Here is an 11864-nt window from a genome sequence, read left to right as displayed (position 1 = left end):
ATTACTAACACATACTCCTTATGGCAAGTTTTTTAACTAAGACTTTTTTTCTTTAAGTTTCTTGTAAAGAGAAAGAAATTCTTTAACTAAGTCAGAAGAGGGTATTTTTATATTATATCTTACATAGATATATATTTCTCTCATACGGGTTAATATTTCAGGATTAAATATATGCTTAGTTTTTTCGTATATATCAAGGGAGGTAAAGGAGGGAAGAATTTCTATGCCTCTTTTCGTACTTTCTTTAAGATACCTTTTATAATATATCCTTACGATATTAAGATCTTTTTCCCTTTTAATTTTCAAAAAAATACTTTGAAAGATATTTTTCTTTGGAAATATAAACTCCTTTTCCTCTTTATATGTCTCCTTATTTTTAGAGATAAAGTTATTTCTTTTTAAAAGCCCAAAAATAAGTATTATTGTTAACAATATAATTAAAGAAGAAAAAACTATTGTTATAAAAGTATCAAGAAAGGTCCAAGAAAGTTTTTTTTGTCCCATAAATAGCCTTAAAATATTTTCAAGTCTAGAGCTTAGAGATTCAATTACTTGGTGTTCTGATTTTATTATATTCTTAGAATAAAGGAAAAGAATAATATAATAAACTAATTTTTGAAGGAAATATCCAACAATTATAAACAATATACCAAAAACAATGGTAAAAATATTTACCAAAAACTGAAAAATCTTTGAAAAGGAAGAAAAAATTACATTTCTAATAGAGGGGAAACTAAGAATTAGAGCTAAAAGTATGATAATTACAGTATATCTCAAGTTTATTATAAGAAGCCCTTTGTCTAGGGGATTATATTCAAGATATCTTAAAACTCTTAATAAAAGAACAGAGGTTACAAGATAAATAAAAATATAGGGAAGAACAAATCTCTCTATATTTGAGAATTTTTCTGGATAATATCTTAGAAATATAGATGTAAAGATGATGATAAATATTATGGGAAGGGACTTCTTAAAATAATCTACAAAATTTCCATAGCTAACTTCTTTCATATTATTATTGATTAGATTAAAAATATAGAAGATAAAAATCATATTGAAAATAGTATTAACTAAGGAAGGAAATAAAATGATAGGTATAAGGAAAAGAATAAAAGATAAAGAAAAAAGGAGCCTATTTTTTCTTAAGTGAAAAGAAAGAGAAGAAATAAGAAGAAATATTAAAAAAATAAATTCATTTAAGCTAAAATTAGAAATAAGAGTAAAGGCAAAGGATAGAAGAGAAAATGTTAAAGAAAGATAAGATATTAGTTTAAGATATAAAAGCAACATCTTCTCTTTTTGTAAAATACTTTATTATTCTATTAGAAATAAATTCTAGATTATCAGGATATATTGAAATAACAATAATTTCATTTAAGTCATTTTTTAAGGAGTTTATATAATTAATATACTCCTTTAAAACTTTAGGGGTAATGATAACATATGTAGAAATGAGAGAACTTTTATCCAAATAGCTTGCTAATATATTCTCTAAAGGTAAGTTGACATTATAAGAAATTCTGCCTAAGTATTCCATAAAAATAGAAAAATGCAGATCTCCTGAAGATGGATAGATTATATTTTCTTCTCTTGAAAAACCATGTATTAATGCATTGGTAACAAAACCAAAGGGTATTTTTCTCTCATAAAAAATCTCTCCTATTCCTCGTGCTATAGATATACAATTTTCTATTCCGTCCTCATCAATTCTTAGCCAATAAGGTTTTGAACATTCTACATTTAAAATTATCATGGAATTATTTTCATAGGTAAAATCAAAATTTTTTACCATAAGTTCTCCATGCTTAAGGGATAAAGGCCAATGTATAGTTTTTGCAGGTTCTTGTCCTGTATATTCTTTTATTCCAATGATCATTGTAGGATCATCAATAATCCATCTTCTAACAGAGATATCTCCATTGTAATCTCCATATGGAATAATTTCCTTCTCGATATCAATCTTCTTAGGCAATACTATAATCTCTTGATTAAGGAAAAAATTTTGAGAAATTACATTTAATCCTAAAAAGTCTCCACCTAATAGGGAAACTTCTCCAAATATATATCTTCCTCTAGTATTACAAATTGCTTTATAACTTCTTTTTATCCTCTGAAAGGGCAAAAGAAAAAAGGTCATAGTATGATAAAAAAAGCCTTTAACAATGAATCTTTCTATTTTAAATCTATATTCAAGAACAGATGGAAGTTGTTCTATTATTTGTAAAAAAGTTACAGGAAGTAATTTTCTATTTTCTATAGTGGTAGTTATAGTAAATTCTTCTCCTATTTCTACTATTTTTTTAGAAATTTCTCTTTTATAATAAACATTATATAAAATATATCTTTTTGCGAAAATATTTATTAAAATTCCCAAAAGAATAAGAAAGAAAAGTACATAAAGCAATCTTTAAATATCCTCCAAAGGAACTTTTATACTTTCAATAATTGTTCTTATAAATCCATATATGTCTTTACTTTTCATTGTTCCTAAGGTTATTATCCTATGATTAAGAATATAGGGAGCAAGTTCTTTGATATCCTCAGGGATTATATAATCTCTTCCTCGAAAGAGGGCATAAACCTGACATCCCTTAAAAAGGGCAATACTTCCTCGTGGGCTTACTCCTAATTGAATATTATCAGAATTTCTTGTTTTATCAATTATATCTAAAAGATAATCCATCACTTCCTTTGATATTTTTACATTGCTATAATTTTTCCTTACATAATCTATCTCTTCTTTAGTTATTACTGTTTCTATATCTTCAAGCAAATCAAAACGCTTATTCCTATTTATAATCTCTACCTCTTCCTCTCTTTTTGGGTATCCTATTTTTATTCTCATAAAAAATCTATCTAGTTGCGCCTCAGGAAGAGGAAAAACTCCATAAGTTTCAACAGGATTTTGAGTAGCAAGTACCATAAAGGGATCGGGAAGTTTTCTTGTAATTCCATCTACAGTTATTTGTCTTTCCTCCATTGCTTCTAATAGACTCGATTGAGTTCTTGGAGTTGCTCTATTTATCTCATCTGCTAATATTATATTAGCAAAAAGAGGTCCAGGTTTAAATTCAAAATCTCCAGTTTTTTGATTATAAAAATTTATTCCTGTAAGATCTGAAGGAAGCAAATCAGGAGTAAACTGTATTCTTTTGAAATTACCTCCAAGGGTTCTTGCAAAGGCTTTAACCATTAAAGTTTTACCAAGACCAGGAACATCTTCAATAAGCACATGTCCTCCACAAATAAAGCTTATAGTAATTAATTCGATAATATTTTCCTTTCCTACTATAACCTTAGATAGGTTATTTATAATTTTATTTTTAAATTCTAAATAGGCTTCGATATTCATTAATATTTATTTTATCACTTCTTTATATCTTTTGTACTCTCTTTCCCAAATTTCAGTATCCTTTGGATAATAAATGATAGGTTCAAAGGAATTTCTGATTATTCTTCTTCCCGAGGACAAATCTTTTATAGCGCCCCTTGATATTGCCTGAATCATAATATTTCCTATGGCTGTTGCTTCAACAGGACCTGTCATTACAGGAATACCTAAAACATTAGCAGTAAATTGAGAAAGAAGGGCATTTTGAGAACCTCCTCCTACAATATGAAGTATTTTTATTTTTCTTCCTATAATTTTCTCTAAACTTTCAAAGACTTCTTTGTAGCGAAAGGCTAAGCTTTCTAAAATACATCTTACAATCTCTCCCTTGGTTTCAGGAATTTTTTGTCCTGTTTTTTCACAGTATTCCCTTATGGCGAGAACCATATTAGGAGGATTAAGAAAAGAACTATCATCAGGGTTTATAAAAAATTGAAAAGGTTTTTCTTCTTCTGCCATTTTTGTTATTTCTGAATAAGTAAATTCTGTTCCTTCTTTCATCCATATTCTTCTTACACTTTGGAGAAGCCAAAGTCCCATTATATTCTTTAAGAATCTAAAAGTTTTATTTACCCCTCCTTCGTTGGTGAAATTTGCCTCTAAAGAGTCTTTGTTAATTATTGGCTCTTTAAGTTCTACCCCCATAAGAGACCAAGTTCCTGAACTTAAATAAGCCCAGTCTTCTCCTTCTGCAGGAACACTAGCTACTGCACAAGCGGTATCATGTCCACAGGGAGAGATTACTGAGATATCCTTTATATTAAATTCCCTTCTTATGCTTTCAGAAATTTTTCCTATTTCCTTTCCTGGCATTTCTAACTCTGGCATAATTTCTATAGGAATTCTAAATCTTTCAAATATTTCTTCTTCCCAAGAATCTTTTATAGGATTGTAAAGTTGAGAGGTAGTAGCAATGGAAAATTCTGTTTTCATTTCACCTGTGAGCATAAAGTTAAAAAGATCAGGCATAAAAAGAAGTTTATAGGCTGATTTAAATAAAGATGAATTTTCAAGCACCATACTATATAATTGAAATAATGTATTTATTTGCATTATTTGAATTCCTGTTAACTCATATATCCTCTCCCTGGGCATGACTTTAAAAGCTTTTTCTAGTATTCCATCAGTTCTATGATCTCTATAACATACGGGAAGACCTGCTAAATATCCTTCCTTTGTGACTAATCCAAAATCAACCCCCCAAGTATCTATACCAATACTTTCAATATGGGGGTATTTTGAAAAAGCTTTATTTATTCCTTCTTTTATCTCTTGAAAGATCTGGGGTACATTCCAGTATAATCTTCCTAATATTTCTACAGGTCTATTTACAAATCTATGAATCTCTTCTACTACCAACTTATCTTCTTTTAAAATTCCAACCAATGCTCTTCCACTTTCAGCCCCTAAATCAAAGGCAAGAAATTGTCTTTCTTCCATTTTTTATCCCCCTTTAGCTTCTTTCCTTAATTATTTTTTCCATATATCCGCTTTCTCTAAAAGCTTTTAGTGGATCTAAAGGAACCCCCATTTCTTCTCTTACTTTATATATTAATGGCATTACATCGGTATCAAAGGCAGAAATAAGGACATTTTCTGCCATCACAATATCTTGTTCTTCTTGATATTTTCTTAGCATTTTTCTATCTATTATTAGTGCCTTTGCATAAGTCTTATAAATATTTTCTACACTTTGAATCATTTCCTCAATCTTAGGTTTTAGGTTATGGGATTCATCTATCATATATGCAATATCTACCTTTAAACCATCCTCTTCTGCAGATACTAATTCATTAAATATTAAGAAAAGCTCATAGGGATTTATGGAACCTGTAGTTAAATCATCGTCTGCATATTTTTTATTGTTAAAATGGAAACCACCTAGTTTCCCTTCATCTAAAAGAATAGCGACAATCTGTTCAATATTTGTACCTAAAGGATGATGCCCTAAATCTATAAGTACATAGGCTCTTTCTCCCAATTTATTACATAGCATAAAGGCTGTTCCCCAATCGGGAATATCAGTATGATAGAAAGCAGGTTCAAAAAATTTATATTCAATAAGAAGACGCATATCTGCTGTTAAATGTTTATAAACTTCTTCTAAACTTTCTTCTAATCTTTTTTTTCTTCTTCTAAAATCATCTTGTCCAGGATGATTTGTTCCATCTGCAAGCCATAAAGAAATATCTCTTGAACCCAATTTTTTAGCAATTTCTATGCATTCTAGTATATGCTTTATAGCTTTTTCTCTTACCCTTTTTTCGGGATGGCACAAACTTCCCAGTTTATAATCATCTTCCTGAAAAAGATTAGGATTTATAGCTCCAGGTCTTACCCCCAAAGATTTGCAATAATTTAAAAGTTCATCCCAATCATCATACATATCCCAAGGAATATGTAAAGCAACAGTAGGACATATCCCAGTAAGTTTATGAACTATAGCGGAATCTTGAATTTTTTCCTTTACATTTCTTGCGGAGCCTTTTTGCTTGAATACTGCGAAACGAGTTCCTGAATCACCATATCCCCAGCTAGGAGTTTCAACCTTGAAGCTTTTAAGTTTTTCCTCAACTTTTCTAATATCAATTCCTTTCTCTTCTAACTTACTTTTTAATATCTCATAACTTTTTTCATAATTCATCATAAAAATTCCTCCTTGTTCAAATTTTTTTAATTGTTTTTCATATAAGCTTTCAATTTTTTTTATCTTCAATATATCATTATCCTATGATTTCTGTCAAAAATTAAAATTCCTTTTCTATTGACATTCTTTTTATTAAAGCATAAAATAATCCTAAAAAAGTAGTAATTTTAAAAGAGGTGCATGAATAATGAAATTATCAACAAGGTCAAGATATGGTTTAAGAGCTTTAATTTATCTTGCTAATAATCAAGAAAAATCCCCTATCAGTGTAAGAACTATAGCTCAAAACGAGGAAATTCCTTTGAGATATCTAGAGAGAATCATGAGAATTCTTTCTCAAAAGGGATTTGTGAAAGCGGAAGTAGGTGCAGAAGGGGGATACAGTTTAAATAGGAGACCTGAGGATATTAGTGTTTTTGAAGTTATAGAAGCATTAGAAGGTCGAATAACCTTAGTCTTATGTATAGAAAATGGATCAAAATGTAAAAGGGCTCCTACTTGTCTTACAAGACCCCTTTGGAAGGAATTAAATGATGCTATGAAAAGTGTTCTTAAAAAATATACTTTGAAGGATTTTATTGCTTCAAAGGAATCTTTGGAGGTATAAGAATATGCCATTACAATATTCGGACATAGTTCTTGAGCATTTTAGAAATCCAAGAAACGTGGGAGTAATAGAGGATGCAGATGCCATGGCTATAGAGGGAAGTCCTGCATGTGGAGATCAAATAGTTGTTTATTTAAAAGTAGATAAAGAGACAAGAAAAATAATAGATATTAAGTTTCAGTCCTTTGGATGTGCTTCCAATATCGCTACGGGATCTATGCTTACAGAAATGGTGAAAGGAAAAACTATAGATGAAGCCTTGAAAATTACATGGAAGGATGTAACAGAGGCTCTTGGAGGTCTTCCTCCTGTAAAGATGCATTGTTCTGTGTTGGCAGTGGATGGACTAAAATCCGCAATTAAAAATTACTTAGGAGAGAAAAAAGAAGAAAAGTTAACTAAAGAAAATATTATTGAAATATTATCTCAAATTTTATATCCCAATTTATCCATGGATATTCTTTCCTTAAAAATGGTAAATTATTTAAATGTAAATGAAAAAGGAAAGGTATATATTGAATTATTAATTTCGCCAGAGGATCCTTTCAAGAATCATATAAAGGAAGAGATAGAAGAAAGATTAAGAAAAATTCCGGAGATTAGTGAGATCGAGATAAAGTTTGTATATTAAGGAGGAAATTTGTATGGGAACTATTACTTTTAAAGCAGAAGGAAAATGGTTGGGAGGTCTAAAAGTAGAAACAGAAATTAGAGAAAAGTTTACTATAATGGTGGATGAACCTCAATCTCTCGGAGGAGAAGACTCTGCTCCCAATCCAGTAGAAGTAGTTTTAGCATCTCTAATTGGCTGTTTAGGTATTATGATCTCTATAGTAGCAAAGGAAAAAAATATTCCTATCAATAGTATAAAGATTTTAGCGGAAGGAGATTTAGATCCCCAAGGATTTATGGGAAATCCAAATATTAGAGCAGGTTATCAAGAGGTAAGAGTAAAGATAAAGATTGATTCCCCCCTAGAAAGAGAGAAATTAGAAGAATTAATTCAATTAGTAGAGAAAAGATGTCCTGTATCTGATATTATTAAAAACCCAGTAAATCTTAATATCACTTTAGACTAAAAGATTCCTTTAAAGATGAAATCTTATAAAAATTACGTCTCCCTCTTTTACAATATATTCTTTTTTTTCAAGGGATATTAAGCCATTTTGTTGGGCTGTTTTCCAGCTTCCTGCTGAAACTAATTTATCCCAAGAGATAACTTCTGCTCTTATAAATCCCTTTGCTAAATCAGTATGTATTGTTCCTGCAGCTTCTAATACAGAGCTTCCCTTTTTTAGTTTCCACGCTCTTACTTCCTTTTCATTTCCTGTAAAAAAAGTAATCAAGTCAAAATAATTAAAAATTATCTCATATAATCTTTCTTTTATAGTTTTTTCAAAACCAAATAAAGAAAGATATTCTGATTTATCTTTTATATCCATCTCTAAGATTTCTTCTTCTAAACTTGCAGAAAAAACAAGATATTGCTTTTTTTCTACATACAGTGAATTTTTAATTGAATCAATCTCTTCTTTCTTTTCCATAAAATCTTGAGAAACGTTAATTAAATAAAATATAGGTTTTAGGCTTAAAAAATTCCATGCAGTTAACATTTTTATTTCATCTAATCTTAGATCACAAGAACTTAAAGGTTTTTCCTCCATTAAATATTGATGGACTTTTTCTAAAAGAGTTTTTTCCGCAATATTTATTCTTCTATCTTTAAGAAGCCTTTCGCAGATTTCTAAGTCATTCAATATAATTTCATTTTCTTCCTCTTTTATTTCTTCTAAAGGATTTTTTTCTTCAAGAAAAAGGGGAATTATATATAAAATAAGATCAGATCTTTGGACGTACGTAGTAAGTTGAGGAGTCTTTTTTGTGAAGGTTGCATCCAATGGAAAATCTATAAAATCCATATGAATAGGAGTTAAAGTTTTACTTTGAAAAACTTTGGAGAGGTGAATTAATCTATCATCCTCTTTAGGTACAGCATGAATATTTATGTCAAAGGGCTTTATATTTCCTTTTCCTTGAGAGAGAATCTTTAAGAGGGTACTTTTTCCTGAGCCCTTTCTTCCTATGATTAAAATAGCCATTTTATATATCAAAGACTAATTGGATACACCATTTGTCTCCCTGATTCTCGATCTTTAATAAATTATAAGTTACTGCTTTAATTTCTCTTTGTAAAACATGTTTCTTAGGATCAAATTTTTCACCGTAGCCATGACTAATCAATTGCTCATTACCTATTAAAACAACTTCGAATCTTTTGAAGATAAGTCCCTTTACTTCAAAAACGTACAATAACTCGTTTAGCCAAGTAACTAGTAAAGATTCTAAATCTTCAGCATCAACTTCTATATCAAATCTTGTTTTTTCAGAAATCTCAGAAATTGGTGTAATTAAATCAAACATTGCTTCTGCACAAGCCTCAAAGGCAGATTCTTTTGTGGGGCCATAAGCTATGATTCCTATATCTGCAGTATGGTCTAGAAGTTCATACCTTTTCATTTTTTATTAATATCACCTATTAAATCTAAGGCTATGACTTGATCCTCAGATGAAAGAGAAACTAATTTAACTCCTTGAGAATTCCTCTTCTGAACTGGTATGGAATTTCCTGCAAGTCTTATAATTTGCCCTCTTGAAGTGCTTAAAAGAATTTCATCATCTTCTGCTATATCTTTAACTTGAATTAATTCTCCTGTTTTCTTTGAGATTTTTATGGCTCTTACTCCTCTTCCTCCTCTTCCTTGAACATGGAACTCATTAATACTAATCCTTTTTCCAAAACCATTAGAAGTCACCAGTAGGATATCTTTCCCTTCTTTTACAATAATGCCTCCAATAACATAATCTTCCTCTTGTAGTTTTATTCCGATCACACCTTGAGCATTTCTTCCCATTTCTCTTACCTGTTTCTCGCTTATTCTAATAGCAAATCCCTTCTTAGTAAAGAGCATAACTTCATCCTCTCCAGAGGTTAGAAGAACATTTACTAAGAAATCTCCTTTTTCTAAAGAGATAGCGTTTATTCCTCCCTTTCTCACATTTAAAAACTCATCAAATAATGTTTTCTTCACTGTCCCCCTAGAAGTAATGAAGAAAAGATATTTTCCTTTGAGATCAGAATTTATAGAAATTATCTCAGTAATTTTTTCTTCATCGCTTAAATTGATATATTCCCTTAAAGATGCTCCTTTACTTTGTCTTGAGGTTTCTGGTAATTCATAGGTCTTTATTGAATAAACCCTTCCTAAATTACTAAAGAACAATAAGCTACTTTTTGTTGAAGTAATTGTAAGGTTTGTAATTATATCTTGATGTTGATTTGCTAAGGTATTTAAACCTTTTCCTCCTCTTCTTTGAAGCTGATAAGTGGAAAGAGGAAGTCTTTTTATATATCCTTCTTGGGTTATGCATACTACTTCTGGATTGTCGGGTAGTAAATCTTCAATGGTAAGACTTTCCTTTTCTTCTTCTTGAATTTCTGTTCTCCTTTTGTCAGCATATTTTTTCTTTATTTCCTTTAACTCTTCAGAAATTTCCTTCCATAATAGTTTTTCATCTTCAAGAATGCTTTTCAATTTTTCAATCTCTGAATACAGATTTTTTGACTCTTTTTCTAATTTTTCTCGCTCTAATGTGGTTAACTGTTGTAACCTCATCTCTAATATTGCTTGAGCTTGATTATGGGAGAGCTTAAATTTCAAAACTAAATTTTCCTTTGCTTTTTCTGTATTTTGAGAGCTTTTTATAATTCTTATTACTTCATCAAGATTTTGTAAGGCTATTAATAGTCCTTCTAATATATGGACCCTTTTTTGAGCCTTTTCCAAATCATATTTAACTCTTCTTGTTACGACCTCTTTTCTATGATCTAAAAAAACTTTTAAAAGTTCTAAGAGATTAAATAATTTGGGTTGTCCATCAAGGACTGCTAAAAGAATAATTCCATAAGTTGTTTCTAAAGGTGTATGCTTATATAATTGATTTATTATTATCTTAGGATCTGCCTCTTTTTTCAGCTCAATAACCACTCTTATTCCATGCCTATCGGATTCATCTCTTAAATCTTTTATTCCTTGAATCTTTTTTTCTTGTACTAGTTCTGCAATTTGAGTTAATAGATTTGCTTTATTAACTTGATATGGAATTTCCGTTATTATTATGCTTTTATCTCCCTTTTTATTTTCTTCTACCTTTAATTTTGCTCTTATAATAATTTTCCCCTTACCCGTAAGATAACTTTCTCTTATTCCCTTCTTACCTATAATTATTCCTCCTGTGGGAAAATCAGGACCGGAAATTATTTTTAATATCTCTTCAATATCACAATTGGGATTTTCTATTATATATAGAAGGGCATCAATTATTTCTGAAAGATTATGGGGAGGAATATTTGTTGCCATCCCTACCGCAATTCCTGAAGAACCATTAATTAGTAGTTGAGGGACTTTTGAGGGTAATACAACAGGTTCCTTTAAAGAATTATCGTAATTAGGAACAAAATCTACAACATCTTTATCTAAATCTTCTAAAATCTCCATGGAGATAGGAGTTAATCTTACCTCAGTATATCGCATTGCAGCGGGTTCATCTCCATCTATGGACCCAAAATTTCCATGACCATCTACCAGGGGATATCTAAAGGAAAAATCCTGAGCCATTCTTACTAATGCATCATATACTGCAGCATCTCCATGGGGATGGTATCTTCCTAATACATTTCCCACAATGTGGGCACTCTTCTTATATGGTTTTCCTGCATGGACACCAGATTCATACATGGAATAAAGAATTCTTCTTTGTACAGGCTTTAGTCCGTCTCTTGCTTCAGGTAAAGCACGTCCTACGATTACGCTCATAGCGTAATCTAGATACGATGCTTCCATTTCTTTTTCTAATCCCACTAAAAAGATCTTATTTTTTTCCATAAATCACCCATCAATTAATTCATAAAGATTTTTCTAATAGTTTCTTTATTTTATCATATAAAAATTAATTTTTCTATAATTTGAAATGTGTTATCAATTTATGACATTATCATATGAGAAGTAATCCGAGAAAATGACGTTACTATGAGAAAGGATTGTATTTGTTTGTCTCAAAAAGAAGAGGAAAGGATAAAAATTATTCATTTAGCAGTATGGGGATTCTATTCAAACAAGGAATAAATCTCTTTCTCATCTATCAAAAGAATTCTTAAATCT

Annotated in this window: 11 protein-coding genes; 3 read left to right on the top strand and 8 right to left on the bottom strand. The window is 30.1% G+C overall.

Annotation, left to right across the window (positions count from 1 at the left end; genetic code table 11):
* Positions 1-36 precede the first annotated feature (36 nt).
* Genes NZ841_04510 through rhaI form a run of 5 tightly spaced genes read right to left on the bottom strand, consistent with a single transcriptional unit; the run spans position 37 to position 6038 of the window.
* Positions 37-1290, bottom strand: coding sequence for a hypothetical protein (locus tag NZ841_04510; GenBank protein MCS7202017.1), 1254 nt, complete (start codon positions 1288-1290; stop codon positions 37-39).
* Positions 1271-2404 carry a DUF58 domain-containing protein gene (locus NZ841_04505; protein MCS7202016.1) on the bottom strand — a complete coding sequence of 378 codons (1134 nt, stop codon included), beginning with the start codon at positions 2402-2404 and terminating at the stop codon, positions 1271-1273. The genes NZ841_04510 and NZ841_04505 overlap by 20 nt, the downstream gene beginning before the upstream one ends.
* Before the next feature lie 3 nt (positions 2405-2407).
* On the bottom strand, positions 2408-3352 hold the full coding sequence (locus tag NZ841_04500) for a MoxR family ATPase (protein MCS7202015.1): 945 nt from the start codon (positions 3350-3352) through the stop codon (positions 2408-2410).
* A gap of 6 nt (positions 3353-3358) precedes the next feature.
* Complete coding sequence (locus NZ841_04495; protein MCS7202014.1) at positions 3359-4831, bottom strand: rhamnulokinase; 1473 nt, start codon at positions 4829-4831, stop codon at positions 3359-3361.
* 13 nt (positions 4832-4844) lie between these two features.
* On the bottom strand, positions 4845-6038 hold the full coding sequence (rhaI, locus tag NZ841_04490) for an L-rhamnose isomerase (GenBank protein MCS7202013.1): 1194 nt from the start codon (positions 6036-6038) through the stop codon (positions 4845-4847).
* 187 nt (positions 6039-6225) lie between these two features.
* On the opposite strand from rhaI, the gene NZ841_04485 reads away from it, so the two are divergent.
* The 3 genes from NZ841_04485 to NZ841_04475 are packed head-to-tail and all read left to right on the top strand — an operon-like array spanning position 6226 to position 7724.
* Positions 6226-6645: an Rrf2 family transcriptional regulator gene (locus NZ841_04485; GenBank protein ID MCS7202012.1), complete on the top strand. Its 420-nt coding sequence runs from the start codon at positions 6226-6228 to the stop codon at positions 6643-6645.
* Positions 6646-6649: 4 nt separating this feature from the next.
* Positions 6650-7276: an iron-sulfur cluster assembly scaffold protein gene (locus NZ841_04480; protein MCS7202011.1), complete on the top strand. Its 627-nt coding sequence runs from the start codon at positions 6650-6652 to the stop codon at positions 7274-7276.
* Positions 7277-7289: 13 nt separating this feature from the next.
* Positions 7290-7724, top strand: coding sequence for an OsmC family protein (locus NZ841_04475; GenBank protein MCS7202010.1), 435 nt, complete (start codon positions 7290-7292; stop codon positions 7722-7724).
* 9 nt (positions 7725-7733) lie between these two features.
* Here NZ841_04475 and NZ841_04470 read toward each other — a convergent pair whose 3' ends face one another.
* Genes NZ841_04470 through gyrA form a run of 3 tightly spaced genes read right to left on the bottom strand, consistent with a single transcriptional unit; the run spans position 7734 to position 11588 of the window.
* On the bottom strand, positions 7734-8744 hold the full coding sequence (locus NZ841_04470) for a DUF933 domain-containing protein (protein ID MCS7202009.1): 1011 nt from the start codon (positions 8742-8744) through the stop codon (positions 7734-7736).
* A 1-nt stretch (position 8745) separates the two neighbouring features.
* Positions 8746-9162, bottom strand: coding sequence for an archease (locus tag NZ841_04465; protein ID MCS7202008.1), 417 nt, complete (start codon positions 9160-9162; stop codon positions 8746-8748).
* Positions 9159-11588, bottom strand: a complete 2430-nt coding sequence (gene gyrA, locus NZ841_04460) for a DNA gyrase subunit A (protein MCS7202007.1) — start codon at positions 11586-11588, stop codon at positions 9159-9161. The genes NZ841_04465 and gyrA overlap by 4 nt, the downstream gene beginning before the upstream one ends.
* Positions 11589-11864 lie beyond the last annotated feature (276 nt).

It is taken from the genome of Dictyoglomus sp. (genome assembly GCA_025060475.1).
GTDB lineage: Bacteria > Dictyoglomota > Dictyoglomia > Dictyoglomales > Dictyoglomaceae > NZ13-RE01.
The sequence above is the reverse complement of the archived record's forward strand: the minus strand, read 5'-3'. Positions and strand labels throughout refer to the sequence as shown.